At 41.0% G+C, this 20726-nt stretch carries 19 protein-coding genes; 18 read left to right on the top strand and 1 reads right to left on the bottom strand.

What is annotated here, in order from left to right; genetic code table 11:
* Positions 1–82: 82 nt before the first annotated feature.
* The 3 genes from rny to EKM81_RS02835 all read left to right on the top strand — a co-directional run bounded on the left by rny (position 83) and on the right by EKM81_RS02835 (position 3576).
* The gene (gene rny, locus EKM81_RS02845) at positions 83–1651 is read left to right on the top strand and encodes a ribonuclease Y (protein WP_125648148.1); all 1569 of its coding nucleotides are present in this window, start codon (positions 83–85) and stop codon (positions 1649–1651) included.
* A 102-nt stretch (positions 1652–1753) separates the two neighbouring features.
* Positions 1754–2854, top strand: coding sequence for a glycosyltransferase family 4 protein (locus EKM81_RS02840; protein ID WP_125648145.1), 1101 nt, complete (start codon positions 1754–1756; stop codon positions 2852–2854).
* A 227-nt stretch (positions 2855–3081) separates the two neighbouring features.
* Entirely contained in the window at positions 3082–3576 is a 495-nt protein-coding gene (locus EKM81_RS02835) for an AAA family ATPase (RefSeq protein ID WP_125648143.1), read from the top strand.
* A 7-nt stretch (positions 3577–3583) separates the two neighbouring features.
* On the opposite strand, the gene EKM81_RS02830 is transcribed toward EKM81_RS02835, so the two are convergent.
* Positions 3584–4228, bottom strand: coding sequence for a YigZ family protein (locus EKM81_RS02830; protein ID WP_225420155.1), 645 nt, complete (start codon positions 4226–4228; stop codon positions 3584–3586).
* 48 nt (positions 4229–4276) lie between these two features.
* Here EKM81_RS02830 and EKM81_RS02825 point away from each other — a divergent pair, with 48 nt between their 5' ends.
* From EKM81_RS02825 to phoU, 15 genes are all read left to right on the top strand, one after another.
* Complete coding sequence (locus EKM81_RS02825) at positions 4277–5650, top strand: DEAD/DEAH box helicase (protein ID WP_125648140.1); 1374 nt, start codon at positions 4277–4279, stop codon at positions 5648–5650.
* Positions 5651–5838: 188 nt separating this feature from the next.
* Entirely contained in the window at positions 5839–6339 is a 501-nt protein-coding gene (locus tag EKM81_RS02820) for a ComF family protein (RefSeq protein ID WP_125648137.1), read from the top strand.
* 105 nt (positions 6340–6444) lie between these two features.
* Complete coding sequence (hpf, locus tag EKM81_RS02815) at positions 6445–7011, top strand: ribosome hibernation-promoting factor, HPF/YfiA family (RefSeq protein WP_125648134.1); 567 nt, start codon at positions 6445–6447, stop codon at positions 7009–7011.
* Between the two features lie 275 nt (positions 7012–7286).
* On the top strand, positions 7287–9650 hold the full coding sequence (secA, locus tag EKM81_RS02810) for a preprotein translocase subunit SecA (RefSeq protein WP_125648132.1): 2364 nt from the start codon (positions 7287–7289) through the stop codon (positions 9648–9650).
* A gap of 115 nt (positions 9651–9765) precedes the next feature.
* Positions 9766–10882 (top strand): peptide chain release factor 2 gene (gene prfB / locus EKM81_RS02805; protein WP_164509188.1). Its coding sequence is split into 2 segments (ribosomal slippage): positions 9766–9837 and positions 9839–10882, totalling 1116 coding nucleotides; the frame shifts between segments, so codons are not numbered across the junction.
* 19 nt (positions 10883–10901) lie between these two features.
* Positions 10902–11615 carry a cell division ATP-binding protein FtsE gene (gene ftsE / locus EKM81_RS02800; RefSeq protein WP_125648127.1) on the top strand — a complete coding sequence of 238 codons (714 nt, stop codon included), beginning with the start codon at positions 10902–10904 and terminating at the stop codon, positions 11613–11615.
* A complete protein-coding gene (gene ftsX, locus EKM81_RS02795; protein ID WP_125648125.1) occupies positions 11578–12465 on the top strand; it encodes a permease-like cell division protein FtsX in 888 nt (295 codons plus the stop codon). The genes ftsE and ftsX overlap by 38 nt, the downstream gene beginning before the upstream one ends.
* 475 nt (positions 12466–12940) lie before the next feature.
* Complete coding sequence (locus EKM81_RS02790) at positions 12941–13648, top strand: response regulator transcription factor (RefSeq protein WP_125648122.1); 708 nt, start codon at positions 12941–12943, stop codon at positions 13646–13648.
* Positions 13632–15353 (top strand): sensor histidine kinase, encoded by a 1722-nt coding sequence (locus EKM81_RS02785; RefSeq protein WP_125648119.1) that lies wholly within the window; start codon positions 13632–13634, stop codon positions 15351–15353. Before EKM81_RS02790 ends, EKM81_RS02785 begins: the two co-directional genes overlap by 17 nt.
* 87 nt (positions 15354–15440) lie before the next feature.
* Positions 15441–16310 (top strand): phosphate ABC transporter substrate-binding protein PstS family protein, encoded by an 870-nt coding sequence (locus EKM81_RS02780; RefSeq protein ID WP_125648115.1) that lies wholly within the window; start codon positions 15441–15443, stop codon positions 16308–16310.
* Complete coding sequence (gene pstC, locus EKM81_RS02775) at positions 16300–17226, top strand: phosphate ABC transporter permease subunit PstC (RefSeq protein WP_125648112.1); 927 nt, start codon at positions 16300–16302, stop codon at positions 17224–17226. Before EKM81_RS02780 ends, pstC begins: the two co-directional genes overlap by 11 nt.
* Positions 17226–18122 (top strand): phosphate ABC transporter permease PstA, encoded by an 897-nt coding sequence (gene pstA, locus EKM81_RS02770; RefSeq protein ID WP_125648110.1) that lies wholly within the window; start codon positions 17226–17228, stop codon positions 18120–18122. The genes pstC and pstA overlap by 1 nt, the downstream gene beginning before the upstream one ends.
* Before the next feature lie 2 nt (positions 18123–18124).
* Complete coding sequence (pstB, locus tag EKM81_RS02765; RefSeq protein ID WP_125648107.1) at positions 18125–18934, top strand: phosphate ABC transporter ATP-binding protein PstB; 810 nt, start codon at positions 18125–18127, stop codon at positions 18932–18934.
* Positions 18935–18952: 18 nt separating this feature from the next.
* Positions 18953–19717, top strand: coding sequence for a phosphate ABC transporter ATP-binding protein PstB (gene pstB / locus EKM81_RS02760; RefSeq protein WP_125648104.1), 765 nt, complete (start codon positions 18953–18955; stop codon positions 19715–19717).
* A gap of 35 nt (positions 19718–19752) precedes the next feature.
* A complete protein-coding gene (gene phoU, locus EKM81_RS02755; RefSeq protein ID WP_125648101.1) occupies positions 19753–20436 on the top strand; it encodes a phosphate signaling complex protein PhoU in 684 nt (227 codons plus the stop codon).
* Positions 20437–20726: the final 290 nt, after the last annotated feature.

Here is a 20726-nt window from a genome sequence, read left to right as displayed (position 1 = left end):
AAAAGACGTGTAATCAATCTAAAAATTTAACATCTTTGAAATTTACTAAATGTATTTTTTTGATGATGCGGAGGTGGAAAGTATGGCACCAAACTTACCAATAATCCTCGCAATCGCATTCATCATGTTAGGCCTTGGAGTTGTCGTCGGATATTTTATTCGCAAAGGCACTTATGAAGAACAACTTGCTGAAGCAAAAGATACTGCTGAGGATATTATTGCAAGAGCCAAAAAAGAAGCAGCAACAGCTAAGAAAGAAGCTTTGTTAGAAGCCCGAGATGAAAGTCATCGCTATCGTGGTGAAATCGAAGCTGAGTTAAAAGAACGGCGTAACGAAGTGCAGCGTTCCGAGAATCGTTTGGTTCAACGTGAAGAAACTTTGGATCGTAAAGATACGGCCTTAGATAAAAAAGAGGCTAATCTTGAGGAACATGAGAATCGACTGACTGCTAAACAGGCTGAAGTGGAAGCACAACAGGCTAAAGCAGCAAAATTAGTTGATAAGCAAGCGACTGAATTAGAACGAGTTGCTGGTTTGTCAAAGGATGCAGCTCGTAAGGAAATTACGGACCAGTTGAAAGATGATTTGACGCATGAACGGGCAGTGATGATTCGTGAAAGTGAATCAGATGCTAAACGTGAAGCTGATAAGAAGGCTAAGAATTTAGTCGTTGATGCAATTCAACGCAGTGCAGCTGATTTGGTAACGGAGAACACCGTTACAGTGGTCAACTTGCCGAATGATGAGATGAAGGGCCGAATTATTGGTCGTGAAGGACGCAATATCCGAACTTTGGAGACACTAACTGGGATTGATTTAATTATTGACGATACCCCAGAGACAGTCGTCTTAAGTGGGTTTGATCCAATTCGACGTGAAATCGCGCGGATTGCTTTGGAGAAGCTTATTCAAGATGGTCGGATTCATCCCGCTCGTATTGAAGAGATGGTTGAGAAAGCTCGGAAAGAAATGGATGAACGCATCCGTGATCTTGGCGAACAGGCTATTTTTGAGTTAGGTTTGCATTCAATGCATCCTGATTTGATTAAGATTGTTGGTCGTTTACATTTCCGGACTAGTTATGGTCAAAATGTCCTTAATCACTCGATTGAAGTAGCAAAATTAGCTGGCGTATTAGCTTCTGAACTTGATGAAGACGTGAATTTAGCGAAACGCGCAGGATTATTACACGATATAGGTAAAGCAATTGATCATGAAGTCGAAGGGTCCCACGTGGAAATTGGGGTTGAATTAACAACTAAGTATCATGAATCTCCGGTTGTTATCAATACAATTGCCTCACATCATGGCGATGTTGAGCCAACCTCACCAATTGCCGTCATTGTGGCAGCAGCTGATGCAATTTCAGCGGCTCGTCCTGGGGCACGTTCAGAATCATTGGAAAATTATATTCATCGGTTAGAGAAGTTGGAATCAATTACTGATGCTTTTGATGGCGTTGACCATAGTTTTGCGATTCAAGCAGGACGAGAGGTTAGAGTTATCGTCAAGCCAGCGGAAATTTCTGATGATCAAGCAGTTATTTTGGCTCGCAATATCAAAAACAAAATTGAAACTGAACTGGAGTATCCTGGACACATTAAAGTGACTGTGATTCGGGAAACACGAACGGTTGAATATGCAAAATAGCCGCTAAACGGCTATTTTTGTTATACATAGTCCTAACAAAAAAACATTTGTCCGCAATTGGGCGGTAAAATGACAGTTTTGACTGAGAAAGCGAGTTTATTTATGTTTAGCATTATTGTCAAGTTATTTTTAACGATGATTATCGCCGCATTAATTACCCCATTTGTTCGTAAGTTGGCCTTTGTTTTAGGCGCTGTTGATAATCCTAATGCACGACGTGTTAATAAAAAACCGATGCCAACGATGGGTGGCTTAGCGATTTTTATCGCGTTTAACTTCTCAGTTTTTATTCTGTTGCGCGATCAATTTCCCAGTCATGAGTTGTTTGGCATTACTTTAGGCGAATGTATCATTATTCTAACTGGGATGATTGATGATATTCGAGAATTATCGCCTAAAATGAAAATGTTGGGCATCATTATTGCCGGTTTAGTCATTTATTTTCTCGCTGGCATCCGGATGAACATTGTTTCGTTACCTGGACTTGGCACTTTCCAATTAGGTTGGCTGAGTTTGCCGATTACTTTGTTCTGGATCATGGCGATTACTAATGCGGTCAATTTAATTGATGGACTGGACGGGCTTGCCACTGGAGTGTCGATTATCGCCCTGTTTACAATGGGCGTAATGGCTTACTTCTTCTTGGCTGTAGCGAATACTTATGTGTCCATTTTAATTTTCACATTAGTTGCTGCATTGATTGGCTTTCTACCACATAATTTTCATCCCGCTAAAATCTTTCTTGGTGATACTGGTGCACTATTCATTGGTTTTATGATTGCCGTATTGTCGCTTAAGGGATTGAAGAACGTGACCTTTATCTCTTTGATTATTCCGGTCATTATTTTGGGTGTGCCTATTACGGATACAGTTTACGCAATGTTGCGGCGTATTTTGAATAAACGGCCAATTTCAGAGGCTGATAAACATCATTTACATCATCGCTTGATGCAATTAGGCTTGTCACATCGGCAAACAGTTTTGGTTATTTATGGGTTGGCGCTAATCTTTGCATTTATTGCTTTGATCTATCCCTTATCAACTTTGATTGGTGGTATTTTGTTAACAATTGGTGTTTTGTTTGGTTTGGAGTTATTCGTGGAGTCGATTGGCTTAGTTGGTGAAGATCGACAACCGTTACTACATTTGATTCAACGAGTCGTTCATAAAATGGAACGTCATCCTGGTGACCATGAAGAATAACTTAGTTCAAGGATAGCAGTTAGTAAAACATACTGGGACATCAGTCAGTTAAATAAAATAAGGCCGATCTTTGGTTGCTGAAACGTGTTCTTAAAGGGCAACCGGCTCCGCTTAACGCCAAAATACCGATTAATTCATCAGAATTAATCGGTATTTTACGTTAATGCTCGCGGGCTGACGGCCTTTTGTCACACGCTCTATAAAGTTAGCTTAACGCGGGGGATACGATGGCAAAATTAATTTTGTTAAGAGGAAATTCGGCCAGTGGCAAAACAACATTGGCGACGCAATTACAAGCTCATTTTGGCACCGACCAATGTTTTGTGTTACATCAGGACTGGATTAGACGTGAATTATTGCAGGCAAATGATCATCCGGGTACACCAGCTGTTGCACTAATAGAAGATTTATTAGACTTTGGCGCTCGTCACTATCAGTTGGCTATTTTAGAAGGAATTTTGCGGCGTGACGTTTATGGGGCGATGTTGCTTCGGGCCAGTCAACAATTTGAGCAACCAAGTTTAGTTTATTATTTGGATTTACCATTTGCACAAACTTGGCAACGTAATTTATTAAAAGCGAGGCCATTTACGGAGGCGCAATTAAAATCCTGGTGGTTGGTGGCCGATCAGCTAACGAGCAGTGATCGGCGACTGACTGCACCAACGACTGCAGATAATTTACAACAGGTTTTAAATGATTGGCAGCAAATAAATCAGTAAATTGACACTAATCGACTAAGGGCACTTCGTGGAATGCTTGCCCTCGTTCTGTTATTTTGACACGGCCATTGAGGAGATTTTTTAGGCTTGTGATTTGATCAAGGGCAGTCGTCAGATCTAGCCAAATACCAATGGTGATTTGAGCTGCGTATTCTGGTGGATCATTACTAATTTTCTGTTCGCGTAAATAATGATTGAGAATATCAAATTGATCGTAGTCGATGGTTAATTGATAATTAACTTGGGGAATGGCAATGACACGTTCGGCAGCATTAACGGCAGCGGTAGTTGCTTGACCGTAAGCACGAATTAACCCGCCAGCACCTAACTTAATACCACCAAAATAACGAGTAACAATACAAAGAACATTACAGAGTTGTTCTTGCTGCAAGACATTTAATATTGGCGCGCCAGCCGTTCCTGAAGGTTCACCATCATCACTACTTCGTTGAGTTTCGTTGTGTAATCCTAATTGGTAGGCAAAGCAGTTGTGATTGGCTTTATGGTGGGTTCGCCGAGTTTCAGTTAAGAAAGCTTGGACTTCGGCCTCAGTAGTGACGCGGAAAATCTGACCAATAAATTGGGATTTTTTGATGATTAATTCGGCCTGATTGTTATTGGCAATTGTTCGATAACTTTCGATGATTAACACATCCTTTGCGTATTATATAGTAACCGATAATTAAGGGTGGTCAGGCTAATGAATTTACCGGAAGTATTGCTATGTCAAAGTTGGTGGCAACTGCTGCTAGGTCGGCAATTATTATTCCAAGAATTGCCAAATGAGTTACAGGCGTTTCTTCAGAAAACTGATTATCAAAGTTGGTGGCCGGAATTAGTGGTAGTGAAGGGCATTGAACAAGTGGCGACTGGTCAATGGTTTTGTCAACGCTGTTTTACTGAAGTTCCTGCAACGCAAAAATTAGCCACTGGTGCATTATACTGTACTGCTTGTTTAGGTTTGGGGCGGATCAGTCAACGAGATCAATTAGTTAGCTTACCAATTGATCAAGCGTTTGCTAAGAACAATCCCTTAACGTGGTCTGGTCAGTTAACGCAACAACAAGCTCAAGTCGCTAAGGCTATTTTAGCACAGTTTCAGAATGATTCTGTGTCAGATCAGTTGTTATGGGCAGTCACAGGCGCCGGCAAAACCGAAATGATTTTTCCAATTATTGCTGCTGCTTTACAACGTGGCCAGCGTGTCGCCGTTGTTGCGCCGCGACTAGATGTTTGTAACGAATTGTATCCGCGGTTACAACAAGCTTTTGCTAAAACGAGCTTGATTCTGTTGCATGGCCAACAGCATCAAACCTATTATTTGGCCCAGTTAGTGGTGGCAACAACACATCAATTACTTAGATTTAAACAGGCGTTTGATTTATTGATTATTGACGAAGTGGACTCATTTCCTTTTGCTGGCAACCAAATGTTGGCCAACGCAGTGCGGCAAGCGTTAAAGCCAAATGGCCAGCGGCTCTTTTTGAGTGCGACGCCGCCATCTGATTTGCAACGCCTGAGTCAACGAGGTCAGTTACCCTTGCATTATTTGCCGCAGCGTTTTCATGGGCGTAATTTGCCAGTACCAGAAATTTTAATTACAACTATTTTCAAAAAAACTATTTTTGCACCGAAAGTTCAACGACTTTTTCGTTATTTATTTGACCAGCAGCGGCGTTGGTTGGTCTTTGTTCCGCAAGCGGCCCAGTTACCACGATATCAGGACGCTTGGCAGGCCGCTTTTCCAAGGGTACCTGTTGCAACGGTTCATGCGAATGATCCCCAGCGGTTGGCAAAGGTGGCCGCTTTTCGGGCTGGCCAGGGCAAGGTACTGTTTACGACAACAATTCTGGAACGTGGGGTAACTTTTAACCACATTGACGTGGTTATTCTCGCAGCAGATCATCGGCAATTTAGTACCAGTAATTTGGTTCAAATTGCTGGCCGCGCTGACCGCGCTTTTAGTGGTTCACGGGGTCATGTTTATTTCTGTTGTCAATATTATACCTGGGCAATTCAGCAAGCTTGTCGACAAATTAATCATTTAAATCAAGTACCAACAACAAAGTCATGACGGCCTGTTTACTGTGTCAGCAGACAATCGTTAGTCAGTATTCGTTACACGAACTCTGTTTTAATCGATATTTCTATCAAGATTTGTTATGTCGAACTTGTCGTGATGAATTTCAGGAGATTATTAGACCAGCTTGCTGTCAAATTTGTGGCCGCCATTTAAATCAAACTCATCTTTGCCGTGATTGTTTGCGCCGACAGCAATCTTCGACTGAGTTACTTACCAATCAAGCGCTATTTCGTTATAACACTGCGATGCATGATTATTTTCAGCAATATAAAGGTCGCGGTGATTATCGGTTACGCTTAGCTTTTGCCGGCAGTTTGCGGCGTGTTGTTCAGCAATATCAGGCAACAACGTTATTTGTGCCGATTCCAACGAGTCCCAATCATTTTGAAGAGCGCCAGTTTGATCCGGTTCTAGGCTTGTACAGTGATATTTTGCCGCTAACGTGTTTATTGGCTTGTCACGATCATGCTGACCATCAGGCACAGCTAACCCGGCATCAGCGTTTGATCAGTCCTCAGTATTTTTATTGTGAGACACCCGCCACCCCAAAAAATGGAATTAAACAAATCTTATTACTTGATGATATTTATACAACGGGAACCACGTTATACCACGGTTTAGCTGCGTTACGTCAAGCTGGATATCGTGGCAAAATGACTAGTTTAACCTTAGCGCGCTGATTTTTTCGTGGGTTTATATTTGTTAATTAGTAAGCGCTTCGATATAATAAGGGTGAGCCAAAAGTAAATTGGCTACTGATAGCAACTTGAAAGGAGCGAACGACTATGTTATCGTTCAATGTTCGTGGAGAAAATATCGAAGTTACCGAGGCAATCCGCAGCTATGTAGAAAAGCGGCTGAGTAAACTGGATAAGTATTTTGAAGAGACTTCAAACTCAATTGCCCATGTTAACTTGAAAGTTTATTCCGACAAGAGTGCTAAAGTTGAAGTAACGATTCCTTTACCATACTTAGTTTTACGTGCCGAAGAGACTTCACCTGACATGTATGCCAGTGTTGACTTGGTGACTGATAAGCTGGAGCGTCAGATTCGTAAGTATAAGACTAAGATCAACCGTAAGAGTCGTGAGAAGGGCATTAAGGACTTCGAATTAACTGGTCCAGCAAATGGTGCCATCGATGCTCCTGAGAAAGCACCTAAGAAAGACGATATGAAGGTTGTCCGGACTAAGCGTTTGGCCTTAAAGCCAATGGATTCCGAAGAAGCAGTGTTACAAATGGATATGCTTGGCCATAACTTCTTTATTTTTGAGGATGCTGAAACAAATGGTACTAGTATTGTTTATCGGCGCCGCGATGGCCGCTATGGTTTGATCGAAACTGATGAATAAATAAATGATGTGATTAAGAACGTCACCTTGGTGCAACGGCACTCATAATAGGTGGCGTTTTTTTTGCATTAATTTGGTATAATGGATACTAAGGACCATTAACTGTGAACTTGCTAGCAGTGGATATCAATCAGAATAAGCTTTTTGTTTATTTATTGACAAATTAGGCTTAATTTTCAGCTATCCATTCACAGTCTGTATATTTAATGATAAAATAGATTGAATACTGTCAAATGACAAACTGAATTTAATTGACAGGAGAGGAATTTTGATTTATGGCAAACATTTTAAAAACCTGGATTGAAAGTGACAAACGCGAAGTTAATCGGATGGGTAAAATCGCCGATAAAGTAGAAAGTTATGCTGACAAATTCGCGGAACTTTCTGATGAGGAATTACAAGCTAAAACTGCAAAATTTAAAGATGAATTGGCTAATGGTAAAACTTTGGACCAAGTTTTACCGGAAGCCTATGCGACTGTTCGTGAAGGTGCGCGTCGAGTATTAGGACTTTATCCATTTAGAGTTCAAATCATTGGCGCAATTACGTTGCACGAAGGTAATATCGCTGAAATGAAGACTGGTGAAGGTAAGACACTGACAGCGACAATGCCAGTTTATCTAAATGCTTTGACTGGCGAAGGCGTGCACGTTGTTACAGTCAACGAATATTTATCTAGTCGTGACGCTGAAGAAATGGGTGAACTTTACAAGTGGCTCGGTTTAACTGTTGGCTTGAATTTGAACAGTATGGATACTGACCAGAAGCGTGAAGCTTACAATTGTGATATTACTTATTCAACGAATAGTGAGTTAGGATTCGACTACTTACGCGATAACATGGTGGTTTATAAAGAACAAATGGTTCAACGACCATTAAACTACGCGATTGTGGATGAAGTAGACTCGATTTTGATTGATGAGGCACGAACACCGTTAATTATTTCTGGACAAGCTAAACGTTCGACAGCAATGTATGTTCGGACCGACCGTTTTGCCAAAACATTAAAAGAAGACGATGATTACAAAATTGATTGGCAGACCAAATCAATTTCATTAACCGAGCAAGGCATCAAAAAAGGTGAAGCTTACTTCGGGACTAAGAATCTTTATGATATTGATAACACTGTTTTAAACCATCATTTGGATCAAGCCTTGCGCGCAAACTTTGTGATGTTACGCGATGTTGATTATGTGGTTCAGGATAGCAAAGTCATGATTGTTGATCAGTTCACTGGTCGAGTGATGGATGGGCGTCGTTATTCAGATGGTCTTCATCAGGCAATCGAAGCAAAAGAAAATGTTAAAATCGAAGATGAATCTCAGACTATGGCTAACATCACGTATCAGAACTATTTCCGGATGTATAACAAACTTGCCGGGATGACTGGTACTGCCAAGACTGAAGAGGAAGAATTCCGCGAGATTTATAACATGGATGTCATTGCCATTCCGACTAACCGTCCAGTTATTCGGGTGGATCATGCTGATTTACTTTACCCAAGTTTGGATAGTAAATTCCGAGCAGTTGTGGCGGACATTAAAGAACGTCACGCCAAAGGTCAGCCAATGTTGATTGGGACGGTTGCTGTTGAGTCCTCCGAATTGCTCTCACATTTACTTGATCAAGAGGGGATTGCGCATGCAGTGTTGAATGCGAAAAATCACCAAAAAGAAGCTGAAATCATTATGAATGCCGGCCAACGTGGTGCTGTTACAATTGCCACCAACATGGCTGGTCGTGGGACTGATATTAAATTAGGACCTGGTGTCGTTGAGGTTGGTGGTCTTTGTGTGATTGGGACCGAACGCCATGAGTCACGACGGATCGATAATCAGTTGCGTGGCCGTTCTGGTCGTCAAGGTGATCCGGGCGAAACCCAATTCTATCTTTCTTTACAGGATGATTTGATGAAGCGTTTCGGTTCTGAACGAATCAAGGCGTTCTTAGATCGCTTAAATGTAGCTGAAGATGATCAAGTGATTCAGTCACGGATGATTACCCGTCAAGTTGAATCAGCCCAAAAGCGGGTTGAAGGTAATAACTACGATACGCGTAAGAATACATTGCAGTATGATGATGTTATGCGGCAACAACGTGAAGTGATTTATGCACAACGCATGGAAGTTATTTCGGCAACGGATAGCTTGGAATATGTTTTGATGCCAATGATGAAGCGGACAGTGGCTCATCAAGTTGACGTGCATACACAAGGTGCGCAAACCGAATGGAATTTACAAGCCTTGTATGATTATGCGATTGCGTCATTGATCAGCGAAGATAAGTTAAAGCTTGAAGATTTACAGAATAAGACTGCTGACCAATTAAAAGCTTATTTTGATGATTTGATTGAAAAAAATTATCAAGATAAGAAAACAAAATTGGTTGACCCAAGTCAAATGCTGGAATTTGAAAAAGTCGTTATTTTACGTGTGGTTGATGATCATTGGACCCAACAGATTGATGAAATGGATCAATTGCGTCAGTCAATTGGATTACGTGGTTACGGGCAAATGAATCCATTGGTCGAATATCAAGAAGAAGGCTATCGGATGTTTGAAGAAATGATTTCCGATATTGATTATGATGCAACTCGCTTGTTCATGAAGGCCGAGATTCGTCAAAACATTCGCCGTTAAAGCCGGATAAGATAATTGTAAAGATAAAAGAGGGTGCTTAACCAAATGAATTCGTTTGGCAGCACCTTTTTTACCGAATTGATTAGAACTCAAGTTAATTGAAAGGATGATTCACATGGAAATGGCGGAAATGCGTCATTCATTGAGCACGGCCCAAGCAAAAATAAAGCAATTTAGGGGGTCGCTTTGACTTAGATCGGTTAAATGAAGCAATTGCACTTAACGAGCACGAAATGAGTTTACCCGATTTCTGGCAAAATAACGAACACGCCCAAAAAGTAATTGACGAAAATAATTCCTTAAAGGAAAAGTACGACAATTTTAATCATTTAGTTACATTAGCGGACAATATTTCTGTTAGTCTAGAACTATTGCAGGAAGAACCTGATTCTGATCTGCAAACCGAAGTAACGAGTGATTTGACCAATTTACAAACTGAACTTCATCAATACGAGTTGAATTTGCTTTTGGCTGAACCATATGATAATCATAATGCAATTCTAGAAATTCATCCTGGTGCTGGTGGCACTGAATCTCAAGATTGGGGCGCTATGCTGCTGCGAATGTATCAGCGTTGGGCAGCTAGCCACCAATTTAAAGTTGAAGTAGCTGATTACCAACCTGGTGATGAAGCTGGTATTAAAAGTGTGACGCTATTAATTGAAGGTCATAATGCGTATGGTTTACTACGTTCAGAGAATGGGGTCCATCGGCTAGTTCGAATTTCTCCGTTTGATGCAGCTGGACGTCGGCATACATCCTTTGCCTCGGTAGAAATCATGCCGGAGCTAAACCATGAAATTGATATTGAAATCAATCCCGATGATTTGCGAGTGGATGTTTTTCGGTCAAGTGGGGCTGGTGGTCAGCATATTAACAAGACATCATCAGCAGTCCGAATTACCCATTTGCCTACTGGGATTGTTGTCAGTTCTCAGGCCCAACGGTCACAATTACAAAACCGGGAAACGGCAATGGCAATGTTAGAGGCGAAACTTTATCAACGTCAGCAGGAAGAGCAGCGGGAGCGCGACGCTGCAATTAAAGGCGAGCAATTAGAAATTGGTTGGGGTTCACAGATCAGATCATATGTTTTTCATCCCTATACGATGGTTAAAGATCACCGCACTAATTACGAAACTGGTAATGGTCAAGCCGTACTTGATGGTGATCTTGACGAGTTTATGTATCGTTATTTGCAATGGCAACTACAACAGAAGAATCCGGAATAAAGTCTATTGAGGTGACAAAATGTTAAAGCTTTTAAATGTTGAGAAACAATACGATAACGGTGTCTCAGCTTTAAAAAATGTTACATTAACAGTTGAACAAGGCGAATTTGTCTATTTAGTTGGGCAAAGTGGTGCTGGTAAATCAACGTTAATTAAATTGTTATATCGAGAATTGATCCCAACTAAGGGATTTATTCAAATCAATAATTTTGATTTACGACAAATGAAAGAACGTCAGGTTCCCCAATTACGGCGAACTTTAGGCGTTGTTTTCCAAGATTTCAAATTACTACCTAAGATGACTGTTGCTGAGAATATCGGTTATGCTTTACAAGTTATTGGTAAAAGCGATACTGAAATTGAGTCGGCAGTGCAACAAGTACTTGAAGAAGTTGGCTTAGCGGAACAAGCAACTCATTTCCCAGATGAATTATCTGGTGGTCAGCAACAACGAGTGGCAATTGCTCGAGCGATTGTTAACCGGCCCAAAGTTTTGATTGCTGACGAACCAACGGGTAATCTGGATCCACAAACAACCGAAGGTATTATGGAAATCTTACAACGAATCAACGACAGTGGCACCACTATTATTATGGCGACCCACAATCAACAAATCGTTGACGAATTACCACATCGGGTCATTGAAATAGCTGATGGCCAGATCGTTCGAGACGAACAAGGAGGACAATACACACATGAAGTGGACAACGATAAAAAGACATCTGCGCGATAGTCTCCGCAGTTTAAAACGGAATGGCTGGATGGCTTTTGCGGCAATTAGTGGTGTAGCAGTTACCATTTTGCTAGTCGGAATTTCTTTGGCCTTAGTTTTCAACGTGACTAAGTTATCACGAGATGTTGAGAATGATGTTCGTGTACAAGTTTTAGTTGAACCTAAAACGACTGCTAAACAAAAAGATACTTTAAAAAGTGAATTAAAAGAAATCACTGGTGTAAAAACTGTTAGTTATTCATCAAAAGCTAACGAACTGAAGAAAGTTGTTAGTCAATATGGTAATTCCTTCAAGATGTTTAGCGGCGATGATAATCCCTTAAATGACGTCTTCACTGTAAAAGCCAATGATCCTAAGGCTACCGTGAAAATTGCTAAAAAAGCTGCAAAAATCAAACATGTTGCTAAAGCAAGCTATGGTGGTGATCAAGCTCGTAAATTGTTCCGAACAATGGATAGTGTCCGAAACTGGGGCGTTGCTTTCTCCGTCCTCTTGTTGATTGTGGCGATTTTCTTGATTGCTAACACAATTCGAATTACAATTTTATCGCGGCGAAATGAAATTGAAATTATGCGCTTAGTTGGAGCTACTCGTTGGTACATTCGCTGGCCATTTATTTTGGAAGGTGCTTGGACTGGCTTATTAGGTGCCATCGTTCCGCTAATCATCATTGATTTCGGTTATGCAAGTGTTTACCGCGCAGTTGGACGTCAATTAGCCACTTCGGGATATAGCTTAATGACGACTAGCCAACTAGTCTGGCCATTAAACTTGACCTTGTTACTAGTGGCGATGTTAATTGGTGCCTTTGGGGCAGCAATTTCAATGCGGCGCTTCCTGAAAGTTTAATTTAAGCATTAGTTGCAATTTAATAAATATCTGTCATCACTTTAATCAGTCGTGACAGGTATTTTTTTGTGGTGAGAATTTTTTGCTGTCTGGCGCAATACCAGCATGTACCCAGTTAATAGCGATCATAACTTTTTAACCTGTTAAATCAACCAAAACTTCTTGGTGTCACAGCTACAGCCCAACACTTGTTAAGTAACAAGCTCAAAATACAGTTCGCTTAGTGTTACTCACACTCTGTTCCTTTAAAATGATATACTTAAATTGTTTATAGCTTATTTTTAGTTATTTTTTCAGATCAAAAGATAATGATTTACTTGATGTTAGTTGATTTATTCAAAACGTATTCGGGTTGCCCAATGGCTATGGCTAATTTAATAATTGCTCGATCGGCCGATGCCGCGCAATCAATTATTTGAAATTACCTTATGCTAAAAGACCGGCACCCCTCACACGCTATTTTAGGAGTTTACTCATGGAAAAAATTCTGGTCGTTGATGATGAGGCAGCGATTCGTGATTTAATTCAATATAATTTGGAAACAGCTGGGTTTGCTGTTACTACTGCGGATAATGGTGTGACAGCTTGTCAATTAGCCGAAAATGAAACATTTGCTTGTATTGTGCTAGATTTAATGTTGCCTAAACGTAGTGGTGTTGAGGTAACGAAGTATTTGCGATTGCGGGAAATTATGACCCCGATTATTATGTTGACGGCGCGCCATGAAGAAGCTGATAAAATCATTGGCTTGGAATTAGGTGCTGATGATTATATGACGAAGCCTTTTAGTCCTCGGGAATTGGTGGCGCGGATCAAGGCGATTCGGCGACGTGTTCAAGAACCACCCACTTTAGCTAAAAATGTCCAGGTCACTTTTGGACCAATTACTTGGCAAATGAACGAAACATTCTTGCGTCAGGGAAAACGTGAATTGCCATTAACTCGTAAGGAATTTGAGTTATTAACTTTTTTAGTGCAAAATCGGCAGAAAGTTATTTCACGACAGCAAATTATTTTAGAAGTATGGCAATCCCATGAACCCATCATGAGTCGCATGGTTGATATGCAGGTAAGTCATTTACGTGACAAAATCGAACCCGATCCTAAGCACCCACAGTTTCTTCTGACGGCGCGTGGATTTGGGTATCGTTTGGAGGTTAGTAGTTATGAGAAACAGGCCTAAGACGAAAACAGTGATTTTTATGCTGGGGGCAATTATTTTTTACGCCTTAATCTGGGGAATGAGCAATCATTTTGTTCGTAGTGAGCAGCGACAACAATTAGTTGGTCTTGGCAGTGAATATCGGACTGCCTTAACAACCAAAACAGTTAAAAAACAAACAGCTAGTTGGCAGCGCGATTTCTCAGCGCAAGTCGTGGCTTTGCCTGCCAATGGTAATAGTGAGTTAGCCAAAATAGCGCGCAATGTTGCCGATCATAATCTGGTTAACAGTGGGGCGCCGTTTACTAAGGTACAGTATCAAAATAAAGATTATTTACTTTATTTAGTGAGTGCGCCGATTTCTAAAAAGAGTCAAGCAGTTCTGTTGCAACCACTACGGCGCGTCAGCCAAAATTATGCGCTGATTTGGTGGAGTTTTAGTTTTCTTTATTGGCTGCTAGTAGCGTTATTTATTTGGCTAGCGTTTCTCAAGGCCAAAGATCAGCGCCAAAAACTTGCGCTAATGGCTGCTAATGTTCAAGCAACTGGCGCACAAGCAGAGGCAGAACCAATTTTGCTAACACCGGATGATCCATTTTTTGAGTTGGAAAATCGGTTAAAAGATTTACATCATTTTGTAACGACGGAATTAGCTGATGCGCAGTTACATGAACAAGGCTTGCGTTCGTTGATCAATAATTTACCCTTAGGCGTTATGTTATTGAATCAAGCTGGGCAAGTTGAAATGGTCAATCGCGCCTTAGGAACAATTTTGGATGTGCCCATAGCAGCAAAACCAGGTTTAGACGATACTTATGTTGATTATGTTAAGACTTATGCCCTGAGCCGAATGATCGAGCACGCTTTACGTCAACCTCAAGTTAAACGTCATCAACGTCGGGATATTCAACTAGTTGGTGATGAAGGCCGCTTTGTTGAAGCTGATGTCATTACTTTAGTGGGAAGTCCTGATCATAATGAAGCCGATATGAAAGTGTTGGTGATGTTATTCGACTTAACCGAAATTAAACAGAATGAACAAATGCAGTTAGACTTTGTGGCCAATGCCAGTCATGAATTGCGCACCCCAGTAACCGCGATTAGTGGTTATGCAGAAACGTTACTTGCAGGGGCGCAGGATGATCCGCAACGACGGCAAGAATTTCTGACAACGATTCTTGAGCAAGCACAACATCTAGAAGCTTTAATTCAGGACATTCTACAATTGTCGCGTGCCGATCAAGCAATGCCGATTCGTTGGCAATCGGTTAATTTGGATCACTTGCTACAGCAAGAGTTGCAACTAGCCGCGCCAGCAATTAAGCAACGGCAATTAACAGTTGCGGTAGATACTAAGCACTATCATGGCCCAACTTTATCAGATCAATTAAAACTTGAAGAGATTTTAAAGAACCTCATTACTAATGCGGTTAGATATAATGTAGCTGGCGGTAAAATCAATGTGCGCTTAGCTACCGATGCCACGCAAACAACAATGATTGTCAGCGATACTGGGATTGGCTTAACCACTGAAGATCAAACGCGAATTTTTGAACGTTTTTATCGGGTTGATCAAGCGCACAGTCATTATCAAACTGGTACCGGGTTAGGCTTGGCAATTGTCGCAAATTTAGTGGACCAATTAGGTGGTTCGATTACTGTCCGAAGTCAACTAGGAGTGGGGTCAACCTTTACTGTTAAGCTACCACTGAATCATATTGCTTAATCTTTACAAACAATTTACAAGAATCACGTGTAACTGTGATATTACCAATTTATACTAGTTATGTTAGTTATTTTGGAGGATTAAAACTTGAAGAAAAAATGGTTTACATTATTCGTCTTGCCAATTGCGACGTTATTACTGGCAGGATGCTCGTTCAAGCAAACTGGTCAATCAATTACTGCTGTTGGTTCCTCAGCTTTACAGCCACTTGTAGAAGCGGCTGGCGATGAATTCACCAAAGAAAATCCTGGTGAGTTTATTAATGTGCAAGGTGGGGGCTCTGGGACTGGTTTATCACAAATTCAAACTGGTTCGGTCGAAATCGGTAATTCTGACTTATATGCCAGTCAGAAATCTGGCATTGATGCCAGTAAGCTGGTGGATCATAAAGTTGCCGTGGTTGGCGTTACACCAGTGATTAATCGAAAAATTCCCGTTAAGAATTTGACCACAACGCAATTAGCAAAAATATTTTCAGGCGATATTACTAATTGGCAACAATTAGGTGGTCCTGATCAGGAGATTGTCGTGATCAATCGCGCCCAAGGTAGTGGGACTCGTGATACTTTTGAACGTTGGGTGATGAAAGGGCGCAGTGCCGTGCAGGCCCAGGAACAGGATTCTACCGGCATGGTTCGTCAAATCGTCGCCACAACGCCTGGTGCCATTAGTTATATGGCCTTTCCTTATGTTGATAAAACAGTTAAAACCGTGAACGTTGATGGCATTACGCCAACTGCAAAACATGTGACGACTAATCAATGGCAGATCTGGTCTTATGAGCATATGTATACCAATGGTCAGCCAAGTGGGTTAACGGCTCGTTTTATGGCCTATATTTTATCTGATAGTATTCAGGATAAAGTGGTGGCCAAAATGGGTTATATCCCGGTTAAAGACATGCAGGTATCACGGAGCTTACAAGGAAAGGTGGTCGAGATTAATCATGAAAAATGATGATATTCGTGCTAGTTTGTTGAAACGTTCTCGCGCTGCCAAAAATGAACGTTTTGGTAAAATTCTGACAGGATTATGTATTTTAATTATTATTACTGTGGTCGTTGCAATTTTCTACTTCGTTGCTTCTAAGGGTTTGGCCACTTTCTTTACAGATAAAGTTAATTTATGGAAGTTTCTGACAGGTACGATTTGGAATCCGGGAACAACTGATGCCCAAGGTAATCCTCAAGTTGGGGCTTTGCCAATGATTGTTGGTTCTTTTGGCGTGACTTTTTTGGCGGCAATTGTGGCGACACCGTTTGCAATTGGTGCAGCAGTTTTTATGACCGAAATTTCGCCTAAAGTTGGTCGCAAAGTTTTACAACCAGTCATTGAATTATTAGTCGGGATTCCTTCGGTTGTTTACGGCTTTATTGGTTTATCAGTAGTTGTGCCATTTGTTCGCCGGACTTTTGGTGGTAGTGGTTTTGGGATTTTGTCAGGGACTTTTGTGTTGTTTGTCATGATTTTACCGACGGTGACCTCGATGACTATTGACGCATTGAACAGTGTGCCGCGTAATTATCGGGAAGCGTCGTTGGCTTTAGGTGCGACACGTTGGCAAACAATTTATAAAGTTGTTTTACGGGCCTCGACTTCAGGAATTATTACTGCAGTTGTGTTCGGTATGTCGCGAGCTTTTGGTGAAGCATTAGCTGTGCAAATGGTTATTGGTAACGCGATGCTATTGCCAAGCAATTTGATTTCGCCGGCGTCTACATTAACTTCTGTACTGACTATGGGCATGGGCAATTCAGTCATGGGTTCCTTAAGTAATAATGCTTTGTGGTCGTTAGCGCTCCTACTATTGATCATGCCATTAATTTTCAATATTATTATTCGTAAAATTGCTAAGAAGGGGGCGATGCGTTAATGAATCCACGTAAATGGGATAAAGTTGCTACAACCGTCCTTTATATGATTTCTGTTTTCATTATTGCGGTATTGGCCTTCTTGCTACTCTATATTTTGATTTCAGGCTTGCCACATGTGACTTGGCATTTCATCACTGGCCGCTCTAGCTCTTTCGCTGCTGGTGGCGGGATTGGCATTCAGTTGTTTAACTCACTGTATTTGTTGATTTTGTCGATGTTGATTTCGATACCACTATCTTTAGGAGCGGGTATTTATTTATCGGAATATGCGCCTAAAAACTGGCTGACAGATTTAATTCGGAACATGATCGAAATTCTGAGTTCTTTACCATCTGTTGTTGTTGGTTTGTTCGGTTTTTTAGTATTTTCAATTAATATGAAATTAGGTTTCTCAATTCTCTCGGGCGCCCTTGCCTTAACGGTGTTTAATTTACCCTTATTAACTCGGAAAGTTGAAGATTCTTTACAGTCTGTTCATTACACCCAACGTGAGGCCGGCTATGCTTTGGGCTTGTCACGCTGGGAAACAGTGATTCATGTGGTTGTACCATCGGCCTTACCGGGGATTCTGACTGGGATGATTTTAGGTGCCGGTCGTGTTTTCGGTGAAGCTGCAGCGCTAATTTATACGGCCGGGCAAAGTTCGCCACCGTTAGATTTTACTAACTGGAATCCTACTTATATTGCCAGTCCTTTAAATCCCTTACGCTCAGCGGAAACGTTAGCAGTGCATATCTGGAAAATTAATTCAGAAGGGATCATTCCTGATGCTAGTGCTGTTTCAGCGGGGGCATCTGCAATTTTAATTTTATTTGTGCTATTATTTAACTTTGCCGCTCGTTATTTTGGTAATAAATTATATCGCCATTTAACTGGGGCAAGAGAGCGAGGCTAGGCATGGAAAAATATGATCGCTCAGATCGCTATTTAAAACCGCTTGATGATGGCCAGCATGAGATTGCGCTGGCAACCAAAGATTTACATGTTTCTTATGGTGAAAAAGAAGCCATTCATGGTGTCTCGTTAGATTTTGAACGCTTTAAAATTACGGCGTTGATTGGAGCTTCAGGTTCAGGTAAGTCAACTTATCTTCGTTCTTTAAATCGAATGAATGATAATATTTCTGGTACCAAAGTAACTGGTCAAATTATGTATCGTGGTCTTGATGTTAATAGTAACCAGATTGATGTTTACGAAATGCGGAAACATATTGGCATGGTTTTTCAACAGCCGAATCCTTTTGCAAAGTCAATTTATGATAATATTACGTTTGCGCCTAAGCGTCATGGTGAGCGTCGCAAGCAAGTTCTGGATGAGATGGTTGAAACAACATTAAAACAGGCCGGTTTGTGGGAGCAAGTCAAAGATGATCTGAAACAAAGTGCGTTAGCGCTATCTGGTGGTCAGCAACAGCGACTTTGTATCGCTCGCGCAATCGCCATGAAACCAGATATTCTCTTACTTGATGAGCCAGCCAGCGTTTTGGACCCCATCTCAACGGCAACTTTGGAAGATACCTTATTAGAATTGAAAGAAAATTACACCATTATTATCGTGACTCATAATATGCAGCAAGCAGCGCGGGTCAGTGATTACACGGCCTTCTTCCACTTAGGTGATGCGCTGGAATATGATGAAACTCGTAAAATCTTTACCCGGCCGAAAATTAAAGCCACTGAAGATTATGTTTCTGGTCACTTTGGTTAGGTTAGTAAGGAGTTAGTCATGGCAGAACCAAAAGATATGATTACTGTGCAAGATTTGCATTTATATTACGGCCAACAAGAAGCGTTACGCGGGGTGACAATTGACTTTCGACGTAATGAGATTACGGCCGTGATTGGACCTTCGGGCTGTGGTAAGTCAACTTTATTGAAAACAATTAATCGGCTCAATGATTTGGTGCCTGATGTCACTGTGACTGGAACTGTCAAGTTGAACGGTCAGGATATTTATGCACCTAATATGGATGCCGTTGAATTGCGGAAAGAAGTGGGCATGCTGTTTCAGCAACCGAATCCATTCCCGTTCTCTATTTATGATAATGTTATCTATGGCCTACGGATTTCTGGCGAGAAACGAAAAAATGTTCTCGATGAAGCAGTTGAGCGTAGTTTAAAGGCGGCGGCTATTTGGGATGAAGTTAAAGATCGGTTACATGATAATGCCATGAGTTTATCTGGCGGTCAGCAACAACGGATCTGCATTGCCCGAGTTTTAGCAACCCAGCCAAAAGTAATTCTGATGGATGAACCAACTAGTGCGCTCGATCCAATTTCCAGTAGTGAAATTGAGCGGACCATGCTAAAATTGAAAGACGATTATAGTATTGTGATTGTCACGCGAAATATGCAACAAGCCTCACGTATTTCTGATCGCACCGCTTTTTTCCTAGCCGGTGAATTAATTGAGTACGGTCCGACGCGAGATATTTTCATGCAACCACAGAAGAAAGAAACTGAAGATTATATTTCTGGACGTTTCGGTTAAAATTAGCAACAATAACAAAGAGGTGGGTTCATTAAATGTTTAGAAGAAATTTTGAAGACGAATTAAATGACCTTCACGTCCGCTTTTCGGAAATGGGCATGATGGTAAATGAAGCGATTTATAAATCGGTTAATGCTTTTATTAATCATGATAAGACCCTAGCAAAAGAAGTGATTGAGGCTGACGAACGAATCAATCAGCGTGAAGTTGATCTTGAGAAGCGCTCGTTTGAAATGATTGCGCTCCAACAGCCAGTGACCGGCGATTTACGAATGATTGTGACGGTAATGAAGGCGAGCTCCGATTTGGAACGCATGGGTGATCATGCCGTTAGTATTGCTAAATCAACCATTCGCGTTAAGGGTAATGTGCGCGTTCCTGAAATTGAACAGGCGCTGGCAGAAATGGCGACTAAAGTTAAACAAATGGTCGAAGAAATTCTGGATGCCTATGTTAAAGCCGATATGAAACGGGCCAAGGCAATTGCTTTAGAAGATAAAAATGTTGATGAATATTCCAACCGCATCTACAAGATGTGTGTCAGTCAAATGCAAGAAAATCCCGATACGATTGTTGGTAGTATGGATTATATGTTGGTCGGTAGTTATTTGGAACGAATTGGCGATTACGTGACCAATATTTGTGAGTGGATAGTTTACTTGGAAACTGGCAAATTGGTTGAATTGAATTCTAACGTTGAAGAAGACAATATTTTTTAGTTTTGCTATTAATTCTGAGTGAACGCTTTAAGCGCTCTAAATTGTTAAAGTCTAGTGAAGATGTTGAAACAGAACGGGTTCTGATGCCATTCCGTCTGGAGTTGAGGTCGTGCATTTGATTGTTGTTAGTTATTTTGGCGGTTAGAGTGCGTTAAAGTAACTTAATTTTAATCGTTATCACAACTAAATAGTAAATTAAAATAAAGCCTGATTGTGAAGTGCAAGAGAAAAGTTAGACAAAAATATTATTTTAAGCAATTAAGGTGTGTTGCCGGTATTCTATCGGTGAC

The sequence above is a fragment of the Lapidilactobacillus gannanensis genome (assembly GCF_003946675.1).
GTDB lineage: Bacteria > Bacillota > Bacilli > Lactobacillales > Lactobacillaceae > Lapidilactobacillus > Lapidilactobacillus gannanensis.
Note: the sequence above shows the minus strand (reverse complement) of the source record. Positions and strands in the feature narration are given on the sequence as shown.

Bases quoted from the DNA above. Each gene is read 5' to 3' on its own strand.
- rny (WP_125648148.1), top strand. From the start codon at position 83: ATGGCACCAAACTTACCAATAATCCTCGCAATCGCATTCATCATGTTA.
- EKM81_RS02840 (WP_125648145.1), top strand. From the start codon at position 1,754: ATGTTTAGCATTATTGTCAAGTTATTTTTAACGATGATTATCGCCGCA.
- EKM81_RS02835 (WP_125648143.1), top strand. From the start codon at position 3,082: ATGGCAAAATTAATTTTGTTAAGAGGAAATTCGGCCAGTGGCAAAACA.
- EKM81_RS02825 (WP_125648140.1), top strand. From the start codon at position 4,277: ATGAATTTACCGGAAGTATTGCTATGTCAAAGTTGGTGGCAACTGCTG.
- hpf (WP_125648134.1), top strand. From the start codon at position 6,445: ATGTTATCGTTCAATGTTCGTGGAGAAAATATCGAAGTTACCGAGGCA.
- secA (WP_125648132.1), top strand. From the start codon at position 7,287: ATGGCAAACATTTTAAAAACCTGGATTGAAAGTGACAAACGCGAAGTT.
- ftsE (WP_125648127.1), top strand. From the start codon at position 10,902: ATGTTAAAGCTTTTAAATGTTGAGAAACAATACGATAACGGTGTCTCA.
- ftsX (WP_125648125.1), top strand. From the start codon at position 11,578: ATGAAGTGGACAACGATAAAAAGACATCTGCGCGATAGTCTCCGCAGT.
- EKM81_RS02790 (WP_125648122.1), top strand. From the start codon at position 12,941: ATGGAAAAAATTCTGGTCGTTGATGATGAGGCAGCGATTCGTGATTTA.
- EKM81_RS02785 (WP_125648119.1), top strand. From the start codon at position 13,632: ATGAGAAACAGGCCTAAGACGAAAACAGTGATTTTTATGCTGGGGGCA.
- pstC (WP_125648112.1), top strand. From the start codon at position 16,300: ATGAAAAATGATGATATTCGTGCTAGTTTGTTGAAACGTTCTCGCGCT.
- pstA (WP_125648110.1), top strand. From the start codon at position 17,226: ATGAATCCACGTAAATGGGATAAAGTTGCTACAACCGTCCTTTATATG.
- pstB (WP_125648107.1), top strand. From the start codon at position 18,125: ATGGAAAAATATGATCGCTCAGATCGCTATTTAAAACCGCTTGATGAT.
- pstB (WP_125648104.1), top strand. From the start codon at position 18,953: ATGGCAGAACCAAAAGATATGATTACTGTGCAAGATTTGCATTTATAT.
- phoU (WP_125648101.1), top strand. From the start codon at position 19,753: ATGTTTAGAAGAAATTTTGAAGACGAATTAAATGACCTTCACGTCCGC.